The organism is Micromonospora sp. WMMC241 (genome assembly GCF_027460165.1).
Classification (GTDB): domain Bacteria; phylum Actinomycetota; class Actinomycetes; order Mycobacteriales; family Micromonosporaceae; genus Micromonospora; species Micromonospora humi.
Genome location: NZ_JAPZBF010000001.1, coordinates 6,332,156 through 6,349,123 on the forward strand (window position 1 = coordinate 6,332,156; position 16,968 = coordinate 6,349,123).

Sequence of the window (16,968 nt, forward strand, 5' to 3'; positions counted from 1 at the left end):
CTTGCCTAGATGTTCTTCGAAGCAAGAGCCACGTTGCACCCTGTTTTCAAATCTGTCAACCTAGAGAAATGTCGAAACAAGCGCTGCCGGTCGTGGACCTCCAGGCCGTCGCCTGCTGCCCGCCGATCGCCGCCCGCCCGCTGGACGCGGATCAGGCCGCGGTGGTGGCACCGATGTTCAAGGCCCTCGGTGACCCGGTCCGGCTGCGGCTGATGTCGATGATCGCCTCGGTGCCGGAGATCTGCGTGTGCGACCTCACCCCGGCCTTCGACCTCGCCGGGCCCACCGTCTCGCACCACCTCAGGGTGCTGCGGGAGGCCGGCCTGGTCGACTCGGAGCGGCGCGGCACCTGGGTCTGGTATCGGGTCCGCCCCGAGGCGTTCCGCCGACTCGGCGACCTGCTGGAGATCGGCGCCGGAGGCGGCGACTCGTGACCCTCGCCCTGCCCCGCCGGGCCACCGCGGAGTTCACCGGCACGGCGCTGCTCGTCGCCGCCGTCGTCGGTTCCGGCATCGCCGCCGCCCGGCTCTCCCCGACCGACGTCGGGCTTCAACTCCTGGAGAACGCGGTCGCCACCGCGCTGGCGCTGGGCGCGCTGATCCTGACCTTCGGCCCGGTGTCCGGCGCGCACTTCAACCCGGTCGTCTCCGCCGTCGACTGGTGGCTCGGCCGCCGCGCCGGCACGGGACTCGGCTCGCGGGACCTGGCCGCGTACGTCGTCGCCCAGGTCGCCGGCGCCATCACCGGTGCGGTCCTGGCCCACCTGATGTTCGGCCTGCCCGCCGTGGCGTGGTCACGCACCGGGCGCAGCGGCGGCCACCTGTGGCTCGCCGAGGTGGTCGCCACCGCCGGCCTGGTCCTGCTGGTCTTCGCCCTCGCCCGCTCCGGCCGGACCTCGGCCGCACCGGCCGCCGTCGGCGCCTGGATCGGGGCCGCCTACTGGTTCACCTCGTCGACCTCGTTCGCCAACCCCGCGGTCACCATCGGGCGGGCCTTCACCGACACGTTCGCCGGCATCGCCCCGGCCTCGACCCCCGGCTTCGTCGCCGCCCAACTCGCCGGCGGCCTGATCGCCGTCGCCGCCCTCGCCCACTGGTACCCGCACGCCGCCGACACGGCGGACGACGTGGTCGTGCCGCACCCCACCCGGGAGATCGAAGTCCGATGAGCAAGCCCAGCGTCCTGTTCGTCTGCGTCCACAACGCCGGCCGCTCCCAGATGGCCGCCGCGTGGCTCCGCCACCTCGCCGGCGACCGCGTCGAGGTCCGCTCGGCCGGCAGCGAGCCCGCCGAGGGGATCAACCCGGTCGCGGTCGCGGCGATGCGCGAGGTCGGCATCGACCTCACCGGCCAGACCCCCGCCCGGCTCACCTGGGACGCGGCCGAGGCCAGCGACGTCATCGTCACCATGGGCTGCGGCGACGCCTGCCCGGTCTTCCCGGGAAAGAGGTACGAGGACTGGCCGCTCACCGATCCCGCGGGTCAGCCCGTCGACGTGGTCCGGCAGGTGCGCGACGAGATCCGGCAGCGGGTCGTCGAGCTGTTGGCCCGCCTCCCCGGCTGACCGGGTGGGCTGGAGTCCGTGCCCTACCGTCGGGTCATGACGACGCTGGTGTTCTCCCTCCTGGTGGCCGTGCTGCTGGTGCTCGCGGTGGCGATCCTCGTCGGTCGGCGCGACCGGAGCCGGAGCATGTCGTCGGAAGACCCGACCGCGCTGCGCGCCGCCCGCGCCGAGCAGGCCCGCACCGACGTGCAGCGCCACCTCGGGCAGAGCGAGGTGTACCGCAGCCGCACCCCGAACAGCACCTGACGAGCCACGCCCGGCTGCCGCGGCGGCAGGGCAGCGGCAGATCTTGGAAGCTCCAGGCCCCTCTGCGGGCCGTTTCCTTCCAAGATCTCCTCGACGGGTCCGGTCAGCGTCTCGGACGCTGCTGACGTTGCTGGCTCATGCCGCTCTGGATCGCCTCCCAGACGCTCCGGCCGGCCTGCCGCAGAGTCTGCCCGGCCTGCCCGGCCAACTGCGCGGCCCTGTCCCCGCCCGAGCCAGCCCTGGCGTCGGATGCGGTGACCTGGGGGGATTCCGCTTCGCTCCCGGGCCCGGCGTCCCCCGCCGACTCACTTGCGCCACCGCGAGACTGAGTACCCGCCCCAGATTCGGCGTCGCCGGTCGACTCGGCCCCACCGCCAGGCGCGCCACCACCGGTGGAATCGGAACCTCCGCCGGAACCGGAACCGGAACCACCACCCGCTCCGGCCGACGGCTCCCTCCCGGACGGCTCGCGCGCGTCCGGCTCAGCGGGTGCGGACTGCCCGATCCGCCCGGCCACCTCCGGCACGGTCCGGTCTACCACCTCACCGGCGTCGGCGGTCCGGTGCACGGCCGGCCCCGCGACCTGCCCGGCCACCCGGTGCACGTCGTCGACCGTGGCCCCGACAGAGCGGGCCAGCGCGTCGATCAGCTCGGGATTGCGGTCGATGGTGGTCAACGCCCGGTCCAGGATCTGCACCAGCTTCTCCAGGCGTACCTTCAGCAGGGCCTCGGCCCGGACGCCGGTGATGTCCAGCTCGACGCCCTCCAGGTGCACGCGGACGCCGGCGTCGAGCTGGAGCAGGTTGGCCAGCCGGGCGCGCAGCGAGAGGTCCGCGTCGAGCCCGTCGACCGTCAGCCGGATCTCGTCGACCGACAGTTCCGGCACGTCGAGCAGGACGTCCGGTTCCGGCCCGGCCGCACTCCGCCCGGTGACCTGGTCGTCGGTGGCTCCGTCGTCGCTCATGCTCCCGCTCCCCCATCCCGGTCCGGGTCAGCGGCGGTTACCCGCTTTCCGGTACGGCATCCGCCGGGCCGTCGAAGCCTCCCGACGCCACCCGGTCGAGCTGTCGGAAACCGGGATTCCCGCTGTCCGGAAGCGGGCGAAACCAAAGCTGCACAGCGAGACATCAGCCGGTATGGTCCGGGCTTATGGGACAGGAGATGGCCGACAAGGAAGAGGTCCGGCAGGAGTTCGACCGTTTCTCCCTCCGCAGCAGCCTCCTCGTCCCGGCGTCCGGTGAGCGGGCGTACGCGGTCTTCACCGGCGCGCTGGCCGACTGGTGGGTCCGCGAATACACCTGGTCCGGGCCGGAGGCGCTGGCCGGGCTCGGTATGGAACCGCGGGCCGGCGGCATGCTCTACGAGATCGGCCCGTACGGCTTCCGCAACGACTGGGGTCGCGTGCTGACCTGGGATCCGCCCCGGCGGCTGGTGTTCACCTGGCAGATCGGGCCGGACCGAGTCCCGGTGCCGGATCCGGCGCGGGCCAGCGAGGTGGAGGTGCTCTTCCACCCCGAGGGTCCGGCGTCGACGAGGGTGGACGTCGAGCACCGCTACTTCGACCGGCACGGCTCGGCCGCCGAGGGCTACCGCGAGGCGCTCACCGCCGGCTGGCACGAGTTGCTCTGTCGTTATCTGGCGACGGTCACCCGCACCACCGACTGACCCCACCGCCGGCGCGGGAACGGCGTCAGCCGGAGATGCCCCGGCTCGACGCCGTACCGGTCAGACCGGGGTCGCCCAGGTCGGCGCGCCGGCCGGCGGCGGCGCCCGGGCCGAATCCTCCGCCGGCGAGCCGGCGACGCGGGGCGGTGCGCAGTCGCGGGTACACCTCGGCGAGCCGGCGCTGGACGCGGTCGGAGCGGTCGGCCAGCACCAGCGCCACCGAGGGCGCGCCGGCCTCGGCGACCGCGCCGGCCTCGGCCGCGCGCAGCCGCTCGGCGACCACCTGGGCGAAGCCGGCCAACCAGGCGCGCCGGAACGCGGCCGGGTGCTCGCCGGCCGGCACGGCCGCCCCGGCCAGCCCGTGCGCGGCCTGCACCAGCAGCGAGGTGAACAGCAGCTCGACGCGTTCCAGGTCGCTGGCGAAGCCGAACAGGTGCATCGCGAAGCCGTTGCCCTCCCGGCGGCGTACGCAGCGGCAGCGCAGCGGGTCGGCGACGGCGGCGAGCAGGCCGGCCTTGTCCCGGGCGTACGGGGCGATCACCTCGACCACCCGGTCGCCGACCGGGTCGGCGGCCGGCTCGCGGGCGGCGAGCAGCGCGCGGTCGACGCCGTAGCGGGCGATCAGCTCGGTGGCCTTGGCCATGAAGGTCGCCGACTCGGCGGGGGTGCAGGCCGGGTCCTCGGCCTGGGCGAGCAGCTTGCGCACCTTGCTGAGCATCGCCTCGGACATCCGTCAGGGGTATCACAACGAGGCGCGCGGGGTGTCAGCCCTCCCGGCTGCGCAGCGTGGCGATGGTCGAGCCGGCGAGCGTGAGCAGGCAGTCGGGCAGCAGCCCGTCGGCGGCCGCCGCGCCGAACAGCGCCTCGCCGGTGTCGGCGTCGTCGTTGGCGTACGCGCTGACGAAGCGGGCCACCCAGCGGGTGTCGTAGTCGGCCTGGTCGATGCCGGGGAAGTCGAGCGCGGCGGCGCCCGCGGGGGCGTCGTCGCCGAGCATGGTGGCGGCCAGACACCAGGCCACCCCGTACGCCCCGGCGAGCCCGGACCGGTCGACGACCGCGTCGAAGGCGCCGACGACGCCGGCGCCGTCGCCGGCCAACGCCGAACGGAGCACGGCGGTCGCGTCGTCGAGCGTCTGCTCTGCGTCGTCGGTCACCTGCGGAACAGTAGCGGCGAGGGTCAAGCGGTGACCCGTAACCGGGCCGACGATCACCCAGAGTGATACCCGCAGTCGGCGTCCCGACGGAGCCAGGTCCACAGTCCCACGTGCCGCGCGGGCACGCTAATGTGCGCAGCGGACCTTCGCCGGAGGAAGGACGACCATGCTTGGAAATCGCACGTCGCGCGCGGCCCTGTCCACGGCCTGCGCGGTGCTCCTGCTCGCTACCAGCGCCTGCGGGAGCGACGAGCCGAAGGACGCGGGCACCACCCAGGTCCGCCTCTACGGCACCGACGGCAACATGCAGAACTCCTTCGCCGCGGAACTCAAGGACCGGGCGAATCTCGTCAACGGCATGAAGGGCACCACCCCGCTCACGCCGCTGCCGGAGAGCTTCAAGGAACGGCTACGCAACGTAGATCCGAAGTTGAACGACTTCCTCTACGCCGCCGAGTCGTACGACGCCGTGGTGATCAGCGCACTGGCCACCCAGCTCGCCGGCACCACCGCGCCGCGCGAGATCGCCCAGCAGATCGTCGGGGTGACCGCCGGCGGCCAGCGCTGCGAGGAGGTGGCGGCCTGCCTCCAGCTCGCCCGCGCCGGTCAGGACCTGGAATACCGGGGTGTGTCGCTGACCCGGGCCGGCTTCACCGACACCGGCGAGCCGGCGACCGCGAGCTACGGCACGCTGCACTTCGACAACCAGCAGCTCGACGACGGGAAGACCGAGTTCGTCGGCGCCGGCGAGGAGTCGGGCGCGAGCAGCAAGGCCCCGCCGCGCGGCCGCAAGGCCCGCGGGAAGGCGAAGGACGCGCCGCTGGTGATGGGCGGCCTGCTGCCGAAGACCGGTGACCTGGCGTTGGCGTACCCGCCGATGGCCGCCGCGGTCACGCTCGCGCTCAACGAGATCAACGCCGCCGGCGGGGTGCTCGGCGAGCCGGTGAAGTTCATCGAGGGCGACGACGGCACCAACCCGGCGGTGGCCAAGGCGACCGTGGCCGCGCACGTCGGCCAGGGTGTCTCGATCATCATCGGCGCCGGCGCGTCCGGCATCTCCCGGGCCGTGCTGCCGGACGTGGTGGCCGCCGAGCGAATCCTCTTCTCCCCGTCGAACACCGACGCCGGGCTGAGCGCCGTCGACGACAAGGGCCTCTACTTCCGCACCGCGCCGCCGGACAGCCTCCAGGGCCGCGCGCTGGCGGACGTGATGCTGCGGGACGGGCCGCGCAAGATCGTGCTGCTGGCCCGCAAGGACTCCTACGGCGAGGGCCTCCAGGAGAACGTCCGGGCCGAGCTGGAGAAGGCGGGGGTCGGCGCGGACCGGCTCAAGCTGCTCACCTACACGCCGCCGGCCGACCCGAAGACGCCCGTCGACTTCACCGGCATCGCGCAGGAGATCAAGAGCTTCGGCCCGGAGGCGGTGCTGGTGATCGGCTTCGGCGAGTCGGCGCGGGCGATCACCGCGCTGGCCGACGCCGGGGTGCAGATCAGGGACTGAGCCGCCACGCATCGAGGGCCGCACCGGGGATCCGGTGCGGCCCTCGCCGTGGTGACTCAGCGCGGCCGGCGGCGCTCCAGGAACTCGGTCATCCGCCGGTGCTTCTCCTCGTCCTCGAAGAGCACCGCCTGGCTCAGCAGGTCGAGCTGCGGGTGCGCGGCCGGTGGCGCGTCCACCGCCAGCTTGGTCAGGCGCAGGGCCAGCGCCGAGCCCTTCGCCATCTCGTCGAGCAGGCCGTGGGCGGTGGGCAGCAGCTCCGCCGGTTCGGCCACCACCCGGTTCACCAGGCCGATCCGCAGCGCCTCGTCCGCGTCCACCCGGCGGCCGGTGAAGAGCAGCTCCTTGGCCCGGGCCTCGCCGATCAGCGCCGGCAGCCGGTAGGTCGCGCCGGCGCCGGCCAGGATGCCCAACCGCACCTCGGGCTGGCCGAAGACCGCCCGGTCCGTGCACACCCGAAGATCGCAGGCGTACGCCAGTTCGGCGCCGCCGCCCAGCGCCGGGCCGTCGACGGCCGCCACGGTGGGCAGCGGCAGCGCCCGGATCCGGGCGAACACGCCCTGGTTGATGGCGGCCAGCGCGTCCAGCCGGCCGCGCTCGCGCAGCTGCGCGATGTCCGCGCCGCCGGCGAAGATGCCCGCCGTCCCGCCGGTGAGCAGCATCAGCCGGGGCCGCGCCTCCAGCTCGGCGCAGACGGCGTGCAGCTCGCCGACCAGGTCGGCGTCGATCGCGTTGCGCTTCTCCGGCCGGTCCAGCGTGACCACGAGCCGGTCCGGCAGTTCCTCGATCCGCAGCCCGCTCACTTCTTCGTGCCGCCTTCCCAGGTGTAGAAACCCTGACCGGACTTCTTGCCCAGCCGACCGGCGGCGACCATCTCCACCAGCAGCGGCGGCGGCGCGAACCGGTCCCCGTACGCGGCCTGGAGGGTGCGCGCGATGTCGAGCCGGACGTCCAGTCCGACCAGGTCGGTCAGCTCCAGCGGGCCGACCGGATGCCGGTAGCCGAGCACCATCGCCTTGTCGATGTCGGCGGGCGCGGCCACCCCGTCGGCCACCATCCGGATCGCCTCCAGGCCGAGCGTGACGCCGAGCCGGGAGGTGGCGAAGCCGGGCATGTCGCGTACCACGACGGGGTCCTTGCCCAGCCGCGCGGCGAGCGCGACCGCCGCCTCGGTGGTCTCCGGCGCGGTGGCCGGGCCGACCACGACCTCGAGCAGCGTCATCGCCCAGACCGGGTTGAAGAAGTGCAGCCCGAGGAAGTCCGCCGGACGCGCCAGCCCGTCGGCCAGCTCGGCGATCGGGATGCTCGACGTGTTGCTGCCCAGCAGCGCCGGCCGCAGGCCCTCGGCCTGGCGCAGCACGGCCCGCTTGAGATCGAGGCGCTCGGGCACCGCCTCCACGATCACGTCCGGCCCCTCGGCCACCTCGGCCAGGCCGGTCCGCAGGGTCACCCGGACCCGGTTGGCGGTGGCCGCCTCCGCGGTCAACTTGCCCCGCCCCACGGCGCGGTCCCACAGCTCGCCGAGGCGCCGGACGGCGTCGGCGCCCCGCTCCGGGTCGACCTCGACCAACTCGACCGCGTACCCGGCGCCGGCCGCCACGTACGCGATGCCGAGGCCCATGGTGCCGGCTCCGACGACCACAAAACGACCACTCATCGCTGCCCTCTCGTCGCTACCGGTGGCGCGCGGGGTCTCCGCCGCGCCGGGCCGGCCGCTCGCTCGATCCTGGATGCGACCCTATGCAGGGCGGGACCGCCGGGCATGCGTGGGGGCCGGCCGGACGGGGTAAAGACCGCCGTCAACGCCGAAGGAAGGAACGAGATGAGCCAGGCACCGGAGAGCGCGCAGGGCACCGAGACGGTCGAGACGCGCGGTGACGAGCGGGTGGACCTGCTTCGGGCGGACACCAACAACGACGGCAAGACCGACGTGTGGGTGGTGGACACCGACGGCGACGGCAAGGCCGACCTGTTCCAGTTCGACACCGACGGCGACGGCAAGGTGGACATCACCATGGTCGACATCGACGAGGACGGCACGCCGGACGAGGTGGTCGACGGCGACGGCGGCCTCCCGCCCGAGGAGACGACGCCCACCGTCCAGGTCTGAGATGTAAGGAGGGGCCCCTTCTTATCGCCTACGCGATAGGAGGGGCCCCTTCCTAACGCCTGAGCGCGAGCGTGGCGAGATAGTAGGGATGGTCGGTGGTGTCCACGTCGGTGAGTCGCCACGGCGAGCCGTGCACCAGCTCGGCGAACTCGTCGGGCGAGCACACCAGGTAGTCGAACCACTCGGTGCCGAGCAGCCGGTAGCGCAGCCGCAGCCGCAGCTGCCCGCCCAGCCGGCCCCGCCGCCGGTTCGCCTCGTGATAGGCGGTGTGCACCGGGTCGGTGGTGCCGTACGGGTCGGTGCCGTGCGCGATCACCCGTGCGCCGGGACGGGCCAGCGCGGCGAGCGCGGCCAGCAGCGCGGGGGCGCGCTCCCGTCCCTCGAACAGGCCCAGGTTGTTGCCGAGCAGCAGGAACGTGTCGTAGCGCCGGCCGTCGGCGACGTGCTCGTCGACCGTCGTGTGCACCAGTTCGCGTACGCCCCGGTGGCGGCTGACCCGCAGCGCGCCGAGCGAGGTGTCCAGGCCGGTGACCGGCACGCCGCGTTCCTGCAGGCGCAACGCGATCCGGCCGGCGCCGACCCCGACGTCGAGCACGTGCCCGTGGACCCGGTCCACCGCCCGGTGGTCGTGCGGCTGCCACCGCTCGGGCGGATCCAGGTAGTGACCGGCGGGGGCGCCGTTGACCAGCCCGTCGTCCCGTTCGATGATCTCGATGACCGGGCGCGGCAGTCGTCCGCCGGCCATCGGTCGGGGCCCGACGCCGGTCGCCACCGCGTACGCGTCGCGGATCATCTCGCCGAACACGTCGCCGATCGTGGGCTCGCTGGTCATGGGAGCACGCTATCCGGGCTCGCGGTCGCGGTCGCGGCCGTATCCTGGGCGGCGTGACCGACCTGGATCGCCTCGCGGCGGAGAAGTACGTCCTGCTCACCACATTCCGCAAGGACGGTCGGGCGGTGCCGACGCCGGTGTGGGCGGTGCGCGACGGCGACGCGCTGGCGGTGTGGACGGTGTCCGACTCCGGCAAGGTGAAGCGGATCCGGCGCGACGGCCGGGTCACGGTGGCGCCGTGCGACGTGCGCGGCCGGCCGCACGGGGAGGCGGTGCCCGGTCACGCCACCATCGACGATCCGGAGAGCAGCCGCCGGGTGCGGGGGTTGTTGAAGCACAAGTACCGGCTGATCGGCCGGTTGAGCCTGCTGGGCAGCCGGCTGCGTCGGGGGGAGAGCGGCACGGTGGGGCTGCGGATCGTGCTGGACGGAGCAACCCCCGGGCATGATTAAGGGCGGTGGCCCGTCGGCCGACCGCCCTTGATCGAAAAGCTGGAAAACTCCGGTTCGTCAGTCTCCCTGACGCTGCTGGGGGATCTGCCCCTGCAGCAGGGCCCGTACCTCCGACTCGCGGTAACGGCGGTGGCCGCCCAGGGTCCGGATGGCGCTGAGCTTGCCAGCCTTGGCCCACCGGGTCACCGTCTTCGGGTCGACTCGGAACATCGACGCCACCTCGGCCGGTGTGAGTAGCGGCTCTGGTTCGTGCGTTCGCGATGCCATCGGGGTCACTCCTCCACATGTATAGACATCGGCCGGGGTCCCGCCGGCCGACGCGTCTCCCATGGTCCGGCTAGTCCCCGATGTCCGACATGGGCCGAACGGCTGAAGGTCCCTAGACGGACGGATGAACCATGCCCGATTTTTACGACTTTTATGCCGCAGAAACTACCTTATTCGGACTCATGATCACGGTTCGTGATGCGTCAACTACGAGACAGTCTCGTATCCCCTAGCCCGAACAGGTACAAACCGGGCGTCAGTTGCAGCGCTCCAGAAGTTGCACCGCGCGCCAGCGGGCCACCAGCTTGTCGTACGCCGCGGAGGCCTCCTCCGCCTCGCCCCGGGCCAGACCGGCCAGACCGGTCGCCACCAGCTCGGTCGAGTCGTCCTCGGTGAGCGCCTCGTCCGGCAGCAGCCGCACCAGGCCGCCGTAGTCCAGCTCCACCACCGAGCGCGGGTGGAACTCCTCCAGCCAGCGGGCGGCTTCCTCGACCGCCTCGGTGATCGGCGCCTCGCCGACCGACTTGCGCAGCACCGACAGCGCCCGGGACGAGCGTCGACGCGCCTTCGAGATCTCGGTGCGGTAGCGCAGCGCCCGCCGCTCCGGGTCGGTGACCAGGTGCCGCTCCCCGGCCTCGAAGAGCACGAACCAGCGCAGCGGCACCCCCCAGGTGGCGACCTGCTCGTGCACCCGCGGCACGCCGTGCTCCAGCACCCGCGCCCCGCTGCGCCAGTCCTCCACCACGGCCTTGGCCTGCCCGGCCAGCACCGGCGGCACGAACGCGTCGGCCAGCACCGGGGGCACGCCGTCGCGGGCGCTCAGCGCCGCCTCGGCGACCCGGATCCGCAGGTTCCACGGGCAGACCAGCAGCGTGTCGTCGGCTTCCAGGACGTACGCCTCGTCGGGCAGGTCGGGCAGCCGGGTCCACCCCGCGCCCAGCGCCTCGATCACCGAGGTCCGCTGCCGGCCCGGCCCCTCCAGCGGGGCGATCGCCCGGCCCTCGCTGACGTACCGGCGCCAGTACGACTGCCGGTCCCGGTCGAAGGCGGTCAGCGGCTCGTACACGCGCAGGTATGAAGCGAAGAGCGACGGCACGGCGCGATCCTCCCACGAGACGGGACCGTCCGTCGCCGCCGTCACACCGGCGACGTGACGGGGGCGACAGTACGGTTCCGGCCGATATTAGGCTCAACGACACCGGCAGCATCCCGCCGGCGTGCCACCGAGGGTTCCGCGCCCCACAAGGGCGCACACCGACACAGGAGTCAGCCATGGGCGTATTCGCCACCACCGACGACCCGGGATCCACGGGTCATGAACAGGTCGTGTTCTGCCAGGACAAGCAGTCCGGCCTGAAGGCGATCATCGGGATCTACTCCACCGCGCTGGGCCCCGCGCTGGGCGGCACCCGGTTCTACCCGTACGCCAGCGAGGCCGACGCCCTCGCCGACGTGCTCGACCTCTCCCGCGGCATGGCATACAAGAACGCCCTGGCCAACCTCGACCTCGGTGGCGGCAAGGCGGTCATCTGGGGCGACCCCGAGCAGCTCAAGAGCGAGGCCCTGCTGCGCGCGTACGGCCGCTTCGTGGAGTCGCTCAACGGCCGCTACTACACGGCCTGCGACGTCGGCACCTACGTCGCCGACATGGACGTGATCGCCCGCGAGACCCGCTACGTGACCGGTCGCAGCGTGGAGCACGGCGGCGCCGGCGACTCCTCGATCCTCACCGCCTGGGGCGTCTACCAGGGCATGCGGGCCGCCGCCGAGCACGTGTGGGGCAGCCCGACGCTGTCCGGCCGGCGGGTCGGCGTGGCCGGTCTGGGCAAGGTCGGCAAGTACCTGACCGCGCACCTGTTGGAGGACGGCGCCGAGGTGGTGGCGACCGACGTCAACCCCCGCGCCCAGGAGTGGGTGCGCGCCACCCACCCGCAGGTCACCCTGGTCGACGACACCGCGGCGCTGGTCGCGTCCGACATCGACGTGTACGCCCCGTGCGCGCTGGGCGGCGCGTTGAACGACGACACCGTGCCGGTGCTGCGGGCCAAGGTGGTCACCGGTGCGGCGAACAACCAGCTCGCCCACGCGGGCATCGAGAAGGTCCTCGCCGACCGGGGCATCCTCTACACCCCGGACTACGTGGTGAACGCCGGCGGCGTGATCCAGGTGGCCGACGAGATCGAGGGCTTCAACTTCGACCGGGCCAAGCTGCGCGCCACCCGGATCTTCGACACCACCCGGGAGATCCTGCGGCTCGCCGACGACGAGGGCGTCCCGCCGGCGGTCGCGGCTGACCGGCTCGCCGAGCGACGGATGGCCGAGGTCGGTCGGCTGCGCGCCATCCACCTGCGCTGACGGCTCCCGGGGGCGGGCCGCCGGCTCCGCCCCCGGGCCGCGCAACCCTCGCTGGGGCGTTAAGCTGGGCATCGGTGGCTTCGTGCCGATTTGCCGGCTGTCACGGCCGGTCTCGGTCAGCACCCCTTACCGGGTACACTGGGTGACAGCCGGAACACTGCGACGCGCAAGGCCGGTCGACGGTGACCCGAGGTGCCGAACGGCGGCATCCCCATGTACCGTAAGAGCCACGAGAGATGCCTGACGTCATCGGGGCCCGCCTTCGGGCTGCCCCGCATTCTGTGCGAGGGGGTCGAGCCATGGGGCGCGGCCGTGCTAAGGCCAAGCAGACGAAGGTGGCCCGGGAGTTGAAGTACCACTCCCCGAACACCGACCTAACCGCCTTGCAGCGTGAACTGGCGGGTAGTGGAAAGTCTGAGCACAACTTCGACGACGACAAGAACTTTGTCGACGACGATGACGAGGACCACGCGGACGACGACCCGGACCCCTGGGCCCGTCCGACCCGCTGACCTCCGGTCACATCTGAGCACGCGGGAACACCCGCGTGCTCACGCATGTGCTCACCCCGGAGCCGGCGCACATCCGACGATCAGGGACCTGCCGCACCGGGTGCCTCCCCGGCCGCGCCGGCAGGTCCCTGATCACGGGACCGTCGCTTCAGCGTGGCCGGTTGTTCCAGTTGTAGAACGTCGGGATGTTCTCGAAGTGGTTCCACGCGCACACCGCGTGGGCACCGTCGGAACCCGACACCTCCGCCCGTAGCAGGCGGGCGGCCTCGGCCTCGTGGAGCAGCGCGGACAGCCCCGCGGCGGCCTCCCGCACCCGGTCGGCGACCACGTCCCGGTCGGTGTCACTGGTGATCTCGGGCATGCTCCAACACTCCCTCCAATAGGCGGATCTTGCTGTTGCGGCAGTGCTCGGTCTCCGTACCGTCGAACCGCCCCTGCTCGAAGTAGCGGTTCGCGGCATGCCCGCCGCCACAGAAGCCGAAGTACGGGCAGGACGCCCGGCACGCCTCGACGCCGGCGAGGAACTCACCCACCCAGGGCGTGCGCCCGGCGCCGACGAGGATCTCCCGCAGCGGGGTGGTGAGCACGTTCCCGCTGCCGAAGTCGCCGTAGTGAGGGTCGGTGAAGCCGGCCAGCTCGGGTGAGAGCACCACCACCGAGCCGTCGTGGCCGACCGTGGGGATCGGGTCGAGCCGGCGGGGCAGCAGGTCGTCGGCGGCGCCGGCCAGCACCGCGCCGGCGTACCGCAACGACCACTCCACCTCGCGGAGGTGGATCCGGGGATCCCGACGCCAGGCCGCGACCAACTCGGCCCAGAAGCCGGTCACCGCGGTCGCGTCCCGCGCGTTCGTCCGGGTGTTGACCCCCTCGGTCTCCTCGATGTTGACGCCCAGCACCTCGCAACCCAGGTCGAGGAAGTAGCCGTACAACTCGGCCGCCAGCCCCGGCTCCGGCCGGGAGACGACCGCGAGGGCCGAGAACGGCAGCCCGTGGCGGCGCAGCGCCGCCACCCCGGCCACGATCCGGTCGTACGCGGGACGGCCGCCCCGGGTGACCCGCTCGGCGTTGCGTGCCCGCGGGCCGTCCACGCTCACGCTGACCCGCACCCGGTGCTCCGCGAAGAACGCGCACCAGGCGTCGTCGATCAGCGTGGCGTTGGTCTGCACGTGGTGCTCGACCTCCGGCCCGAACGGGGCCAGCAGGGCGGCCAGGTGCTCCCGGCCGGCCGCCAGCGGCTCACCGCCGTGCCAGACCACCGAGCACCGGCCCTGGGCCGCCCAGGGGTTCACCGACGCCGCGACCGCCTCGGCCACCGCCACCGGCATTCGCCGGTCCGCCGCGCGCAGCGGCAGGTAGCAGTAGGCGCAGTCGAGGTTGCACAGCGTGGTCGGCTGCATCACCACGTAGGAGGGAACGGAGGCGATGCCTCGCATTCCCCCGGGTGCGCGCGCAGCCATCGACCCTCCCCCGCCTGAAAAAACCGAACCTTCAGGCTAGGCGGAGGCGACCACTCGGGTGAACCCCCGATCAGGTGCCCGGATGATCAACGCAGGGTGATCATCAGCCCCGGGTGTGCTGCCCGACCATCTGCACGTTGCCGGAACCCTCGATGATCTCGCCGGCCTGCCAGGCGTCGACGCCCCGGCCGGTCAGCGTGGCCAGCGCGCGGTCGGCGTCCTCGGCGGAGACGATGGCGAACATGCCGACGCCCATGTTGAACGTCGCCTCCATCTCCGGGTCCTCGATCCGGCCCTTGGACTGGATCAGGTCGAAGATCGGCTGCGGCTTCCAGGTGGACCGGTTGACCACCGCGTCGACGTTCTCGGGCAGGACCCGGACCAGGTTGCCCGGGATGCCGCCGCCGGTCACGTGGGCCAGCGCCCGGACCTCGGCCTCGGCGATCAGCTTGAGGCAGTCCTGGGCGTAGATCTTGGTCGGGGTGAGCAGCTCCTCGCCCAGCGTGCGCTGGCGACCGAAGTCGTCGATCACCACGTCCAGCCGCATCCGGCCGGCGCCCAGCAGCACGTGCCGGACCAGGGAGTAGCCGTTGGAGTGCAGACCGGAGGAGCGCATCGCGATCACCACGTCGCCCACCTCCACCCGCTCCGGGCGGAGGATGTCGCTCTCCTCCACCACGCCGACGCCGGTCGCGGAGATGTCGTACTCGTCCGGGCGCAGCACGCCGGGGTGCTCGGCGGTCTCGCCACCCAGCAGCGCGCAGCCGGCGTAGCGGCAGCCGTCGGCGATGCCCGCGCCGATCTCGGCGACCTTGTCCGGCACGACCTCGCCGGTGGCGATGTAGTCGAGCAGGAACAGCGGCTCGGCGCCGCAGGCGACCAGGTCGTCGACGACCATGGCGACCAGGTCGATGCCGACCGTGTCGTGGATGTCGAGCTGCTGGGCGATCACCAGCTTGGTGCCCACGCCGTCGGTGGAGGAGGCCAGGATCGGGCTCTTGTATTTCTTGGTGTCCAGCCGGAACAGGCCGGCGAAGCCGCCCAGGTCACCCATGACCTCCGGGCGCCGGGTCTCCCTGACCTTGGACTTGAGCAGCTCGACCGCGCGGTCGCCCGCCTCGATCGACACCCCGGCGTCGGCGTACGAGACCGAGCGTTTGCGCTGCGTCCGGCCGGACCCCGCCGACCAGGGCTGGCGGTCGCCGCCGGCGCCCGTCGGGCTGGATCCTGCGCCGCTGCGCTCGGACACGTGCGTCACGGTTCTCCCCTTTGTGGTCCCGCGGGGCCGGATCGGCCGGACCCGCGTCGGTGGTGCTACGGGTGGTGGGTCGGTGTGGCGACGAGCGGGCCGGTGGGCTCGGCCGCCTCGGCGACGACCCGGCGACCCACGCCCTCGAGCACGTGCTTGCCGATCAGGTTCCCGGCCGGCAGTTCGATCGGGTACTCCCCATCGAAACACGCCCGGCAGAGCCGGGTCTTCGGCTGCTCGGTCGCCGCGATGAGACCGGGCAGGGATACGTAGCCCAGCGTGTCGGCGCCGATCGACCGCCGGATGCCTTCGTTGTCCAGCCCGTTGGCCAGCAGTTCGGCCCGGGTGGCGAAGTCGATGCCGTAGAAACAGGGCCAGCTGACCGGTGGCGAGGAGATCCGGACGTGGACCTCCAGCGCGCCCGCCTCCCGCAGCAGCCGGACGATGGCCCGCTGGGTGGTGCCCCGGACGATCGAGTCGTCCACCACCACCAGCCGCTTGCCGCGTACGTTCTGCCGCAGCGGGTTCAGCTTGAGCCGCACCCCGAGCGCGCGCAGCGTCTGCGAGGGCTGGATGAACGTGCGCCCGACGTACGGGTTCTTCATCAGGCCCTGGCCGTAGGTGATGCCGGACTCCTCGGCGTAGCCGATGGCCGCCGGTGTGCCCGACTCCGGCACCGGGATCACCAGGTCGGCCTCGATCGGGTGCTCCTTGGCCAGCTGGCGCCCGATCTGCACCCGGGCGGCGTGCACGTTCCGGCCGGCGATGGTGGCGTCCGGGCGGGCGATGTAGACGTACTCGAAGAGGCAGCCCTTCGGCTCCGGCGCGGCGAACCGGCTGGACCGCAGCCCGTCCTCGTCGACGGCGATCAGCTCGCCCGGCTCCACCTCGCGGACCACGCTCGCGCCGACGATGTCCAGCGCGGCGGTCTCGCTCGCCACCACCCAGCCGCGCTCCAGCCGGCCGAGGACCAGCGGGCGCACGCCGTGCGGGTCGCGAGCCGCGTAGAGCGTCGACTCGTCCATGAAGACGAAGCTGAACGCGCCGCGCAGCTGCGGCAGCACCTCCAGCGCGGCGGCCTCGACCGAGAGGTCGGGCCGGCTGGCCAGCAGCATGGTGACGAGCGACGTGTCGTTGCTCGACCCGTCGGAGTCCAGCCCTCGGGCGGACACCTCGCGCTGGAGGTCGGCGGTGTTGACCAGGTTGCCGTTGTGGGCCAGCGCGATCGTCGTGCCGGCGCTGGTGGCCCGGATCGTCGGTTGGGCGTTCTCCCAGGTCGAGCCGCCGGTGGTGGAGTAGCGCGCGTGCCCGATCGCGACGTGCCCGCGCAGGCTCGCAAGCGTCGGCTCGTCGAAGACCTGGGCGACCAGGCCGAGATCCTTGTAGACCACCACCCCGGAGCCGTCGCTGACCGCGATGCCCGCGGCCTCCTGACCGCGGTGCTGCAGGGCGTAGAGCCCGAAGTAGGTCAGATTGGCGACTTCTTCCCCGGGCGCCCAGACACCGAAGACGCCGCACGCGTCCTGGGGGCCGGGTCGTTGGGGGTCAAGGTCGTGGCTCAGCCGGCCATCGCCTCGGGGCACCTGCCGCTCCCTCGTGCTGGGGGGT

The 16,968-nt window shown here is 72.6% G+C and carries 22 protein-coding genes; 10 read left to right on the forward strand and 12 right to left on the reverse strand.

What is annotated here, in order from left to right; genetic code table 11:
- Positions 1-68 precede the first annotated feature (68 nt).
- Genes O7598_RS28830 through O7598_RS28845 form a run of 4 tightly spaced genes read left to right on the forward strand, consistent with a single transcriptional unit; the run spans position 69 to position 1,809 of the window.
- Positions 69-434, forward strand: coding sequence for an ArsR/SmtB family transcription factor (locus O7598_RS28830; RefSeq protein ID WP_269694338.1), 366 nt, complete (start codon positions 69-71; stop codon positions 432-434).
- Positions 431-1,168, forward strand: a complete 738-nt coding sequence (locus O7598_RS28835) for an aquaporin (protein ID WP_269694339.1) — start codon at positions 431-433, stop codon at positions 1,166-1,168. The genes O7598_RS28830 and O7598_RS28835 overlap by 4 nt, the downstream gene beginning before the upstream one ends.
- Entirely contained in the window at positions 1,165-1,563 is a 399-nt protein-coding gene (locus O7598_RS28840; RefSeq protein WP_269694340.1) for an arsenate reductase ArsC, read from the forward strand. Before O7598_RS28835 ends, O7598_RS28840 begins: the two co-directional genes overlap by 4 nt.
- Positions 1,564-1,599: 36 nt before the next feature.
- Complete coding sequence (locus tag O7598_RS28845; protein WP_269694341.1) at positions 1,600-1,809, forward strand: hypothetical protein; 210 nt, start codon at positions 1,600-1,602, stop codon at positions 1,807-1,809.
- Positions 1,810-1,912: 103 nt separating this feature from the next.
- Here O7598_RS28845 and O7598_RS28850 read toward each other — a convergent pair whose 3' ends face one another.
- Positions 1,913-2,773, reverse strand: coding sequence for a hypothetical protein (locus O7598_RS28850; protein ID WP_269694342.1), 861 nt, complete (start codon positions 2,771-2,773; stop codon positions 1,913-1,915).
- A 185-nt stretch (positions 2,774-2,958) separates the two neighbouring features.
- Between O7598_RS28850 and O7598_RS28855 the strand changes: the two genes are divergently transcribed.
- Positions 2,959-3,474 carry an SRPBCC family protein gene (locus tag O7598_RS28855; protein ID WP_269694343.1) on the forward strand — a complete coding sequence of 172 codons (516 nt, stop codon included), beginning with the start codon at positions 2,959-2,961 and terminating at the stop codon, positions 3,472-3,474.
- A 25-nt stretch (positions 3,475-3,499) separates the two neighbouring features.
- On the opposite strand, the gene O7598_RS28860 is transcribed toward O7598_RS28855, so the two are convergent.
- Positions 3,500-4,204 (reverse strand): DUF2786 domain-containing protein, encoded by a 705-nt coding sequence (locus O7598_RS28860; RefSeq protein WP_269694344.1) that lies wholly within the window; start codon positions 4,202-4,204, stop codon positions 3,500-3,502.
- 34 nt (positions 4,205-4,238) lie between these two features.
- The gene (locus O7598_RS28865) at positions 4,239-4,628 is read right to left on the reverse strand and encodes a hypothetical protein (protein ID WP_091062238.1); all 390 of its coding nucleotides are present in this window, start codon (positions 4,626-4,628) and stop codon (positions 4,239-4,241) included.
- 166 nt (positions 4,629-4,794) lie between these two features.
- Here O7598_RS28865 and O7598_RS28870 point away from each other — a divergent pair, with 166 nt between their 5' ends.
- Positions 4,795-6,129, forward strand: coding sequence for an ABC transporter substrate-binding protein (locus O7598_RS28870; RefSeq protein ID WP_269694345.1), 1,335 nt, complete (start codon positions 4,795-4,797; stop codon positions 6,127-6,129).
- A 56-nt stretch (positions 6,130-6,185) separates the two neighbouring features.
- Here the strand turns inward: O7598_RS28870 and O7598_RS28875 are convergent, their stop codons facing one another.
- Together O7598_RS28875 and O7598_RS28880 are read right to left on the reverse strand one after the other, a co-directional pair.
- The gene (locus tag O7598_RS28875) at positions 6,186-6,929 is read right to left on the reverse strand and encodes an enoyl-CoA hydratase/isomerase family protein (protein WP_269694346.1); all 744 of its coding nucleotides are present in this window, start codon (positions 6,927-6,929) and stop codon (positions 6,186-6,188) included.
- Positions 6,926-7,783 carry a 3-hydroxyacyl-CoA dehydrogenase family protein gene (locus tag O7598_RS28880; protein ID WP_269694347.1) on the reverse strand — a complete coding sequence of 286 codons (858 nt, stop codon included), beginning with the start codon at positions 7,781-7,783 and terminating at the stop codon, positions 6,926-6,928. Before O7598_RS28880 ends, O7598_RS28875 begins: the two co-directional genes overlap by 4 nt.
- Before the next feature lie 165 nt (positions 7,784-7,948).
- Between O7598_RS28880 and O7598_RS28885 the strand changes: the two genes are divergently transcribed.
- Entirely contained in the window at positions 7,949-8,236 is a 288-nt protein-coding gene (locus O7598_RS28885) for a hypothetical protein (protein ID WP_269694348.1), read from the forward strand.
- A gap of 52 nt (positions 8,237-8,288) precedes the next feature.
- Here O7598_RS28885 and O7598_RS28890 read toward each other — a convergent pair whose 3' ends face one another.
- A complete protein-coding gene (locus O7598_RS28890) occupies positions 8,289-9,068 on the reverse strand; it encodes a class I SAM-dependent methyltransferase (protein WP_269694349.1) in 780 nt (259 codons plus the stop codon).
- 53 nt (positions 9,069-9,121) lie between these two features.
- On the opposite strand from O7598_RS28890, the gene O7598_RS28895 reads away from it, so the two are divergent.
- Positions 9,122-9,520: a PPOX class F420-dependent oxidoreductase gene (locus O7598_RS28895; RefSeq protein ID WP_269694350.1), complete on the forward strand. Its 399-nt coding sequence runs from the start codon at positions 9,122-9,124 to the stop codon at positions 9,518-9,520.
- Positions 9,521-9,577: 57 nt separating this feature from the next.
- On the opposite strand, the gene O7598_RS28900 is transcribed toward O7598_RS28895, so the two are convergent.
- Positions 9,578-9,787 carry a BldC family transcriptional regulator gene (locus O7598_RS28900; RefSeq protein WP_007073996.1) on the reverse strand — a complete coding sequence of 70 codons (210 nt, stop codon included), beginning with the start codon at positions 9,785-9,787 and terminating at the stop codon, positions 9,578-9,580.
- A gap of 256 nt (positions 9,788-10,043) precedes the next feature.
- Positions 10,044-10,883, reverse strand: coding sequence for a hypothetical protein (locus O7598_RS28905; protein WP_269694351.1), 840 nt, complete (start codon positions 10,881-10,883; stop codon positions 10,044-10,046).
- A gap of 176 nt (positions 10,884-11,059) precedes the next feature.
- Here O7598_RS28905 and O7598_RS28910 point away from each other — a divergent pair, with 176 nt between their 5' ends.
- Both O7598_RS28910 and O7598_RS28915 read left to right on the forward strand, forming a co-directional pair.
- Positions 11,060-12,142 (forward strand): Glu/Leu/Phe/Val family dehydrogenase, encoded by a 1,083-nt coding sequence (locus O7598_RS28910; protein WP_269694352.1) that lies wholly within the window; start codon positions 11,060-11,062, stop codon positions 12,140-12,142.
- A 299-nt stretch (positions 12,143-12,441) separates the two neighbouring features.
- Positions 12,442-12,654 carry a DUF3073 domain-containing protein gene (locus O7598_RS28915; RefSeq protein ID WP_091062223.1) on the forward strand — a complete coding sequence of 71 codons (213 nt, stop codon included), beginning with the start codon at positions 12,442-12,444 and terminating at the stop codon, positions 12,652-12,654.
- Between the two features lie 148 nt (positions 12,655-12,802).
- On the opposite strand, the gene amcA is transcribed toward O7598_RS28915, so the two are convergent.
- The 4 genes from amcA to purF all read right to left on the reverse strand — a co-directional run bounded on the left by amcA (position 12,803) and on the right by purF (position 16,943).
- Positions 12,803-13,015 carry a multiple cyclophane-containing RiPP AmcA gene (gene amcA / locus O7598_RS28920; protein ID WP_091062220.1) on the reverse strand — a complete coding sequence of 71 codons (213 nt, stop codon included), beginning with the start codon at positions 13,013-13,015 and terminating at the stop codon, positions 12,803-12,805.
- On the reverse strand, positions 12,996-14,087 hold the full coding sequence (amcB, locus tag O7598_RS28925) for a cyclophane-forming radical SAM peptide maturase AmcB (protein WP_269695017.1): 1,092 nt from the start codon (positions 14,085-14,087) through the stop codon (positions 12,996-12,998). The genes amcA and amcB overlap by 20 nt, the downstream gene beginning before the upstream one ends.
- Before the next feature lie 127 nt (positions 14,088-14,214).
- Positions 14,215-15,369 carry a phosphoribosylformylglycinamidine cyclo-ligase gene (gene purM, locus O7598_RS28930; RefSeq protein ID WP_269694353.1) on the reverse strand — a complete coding sequence of 385 codons (1,155 nt, stop codon included), beginning with the start codon at positions 15,367-15,369 and terminating at the stop codon, positions 14,215-14,217.
- A 56-nt stretch (positions 15,370-15,425) separates the two neighbouring features.
- Positions 15,426-16,943 (reverse strand): amidophosphoribosyltransferase, encoded by a 1,518-nt coding sequence (gene purF / locus O7598_RS28935; RefSeq protein WP_269694354.1) that lies wholly within the window; start codon positions 16,941-16,943, stop codon positions 15,426-15,428.
- Positions 16,944-16,968: the final 25 nt, after the last annotated feature.

What these genes read in the sequence shown, in the direction of transcription:
- O7598_RS28830 (WP_269694338.1), top strand. Translation starts at nt 69, where the DNA reads ATGTCGAAACAAGCGCTGCCGGTCGTGGACCTCCAGGCCGTCGCCTGC.
- O7598_RS28840 (WP_269694340.1), top strand. Translation starts at nt 1,165, where the DNA reads ATGAGCAAGCCCAGCGTCCTGTTCGTCTGCGTCCACAACGCCGGCCGC.
- O7598_RS28845 (WP_269694341.1), top strand. Translation starts at nt 1,600, where the DNA reads ATGACGACGCTGGTGTTCTCCCTCCTGGTGGCCGTGCTGCTGGTGCTC.
- O7598_RS28850 (WP_269694342.1), bottom strand. Translation starts at nt 2,773, where the DNA reads ATGAGCGACGACGGAGCCACCGACGACCAGGTCACCGGGCGGAGTGCG.
- O7598_RS28855 (WP_269694343.1), top strand. Translation starts at nt 2,959, where the DNA reads ATGGGACAGGAGATGGCCGACAAGGAAGAGGTCCGGCAGGAGTTCGAC.
- O7598_RS28860 (WP_269694344.1), bottom strand. Translation starts at nt 4,204, where the DNA reads ATGTCCGAGGCGATGCTCAGCAAGGTGCGCAAGCTGCTCGCCCAGGCC.
- O7598_RS28870 (WP_269694345.1), top strand. Translation starts at nt 4,795, where the DNA reads ATGCTTGGAAATCGCACGTCGCGCGCGGCCCTGTCCACGGCCTGCGCG.
- O7598_RS28880 (WP_269694347.1), bottom strand. Translation starts at nt 7,783, where the DNA reads ATGAGTGGTCGTTTTGTGGTCGTCGGAGCCGGCACCATGGGCCTCGGC.
- O7598_RS28885 (WP_269694348.1), top strand. Translation starts at nt 7,949, where the DNA reads ATGAGCCAGGCACCGGAGAGCGCGCAGGGCACCGAGACGGTCGAGACG.
- O7598_RS28890 (WP_269694349.1), bottom strand. Translation starts at nt 9,068, where the DNA reads ATGACCAGCGAGCCCACGATCGGCGACGTGTTCGGCGAGATGATCCGC.
- O7598_RS28900 (WP_007073996.1), bottom strand. Translation starts at nt 9,787, where the DNA reads ATGGCATCGCGAACGCACGAACCAGAGCCGCTACTCACACCGGCCGAG.
- O7598_RS28910 (WP_269694352.1), top strand. Translation starts at nt 11,060, where the DNA reads ATGGGCGTATTCGCCACCACCGACGACCCGGGATCCACGGGTCATGAA.
- O7598_RS28915 (WP_091062223.1), top strand. Translation starts at nt 12,442, where the DNA reads ATGGGGCGCGGCCGTGCTAAGGCCAAGCAGACGAAGGTGGCCCGGGAG.
- amcA (WP_091062220.1), bottom strand. Translation starts at nt 13,015, where the DNA reads ATGCCCGAGATCACCAGTGACACCGACCGGGACGTGGTCGCCGACCGG.
- amcB (WP_269695017.1), bottom strand. Translation starts at nt 14,087, where the DNA reads ATGCGAGGCATCGCCTCCGTTCCCTCCTACGTGGTGATGCAGCCGACC.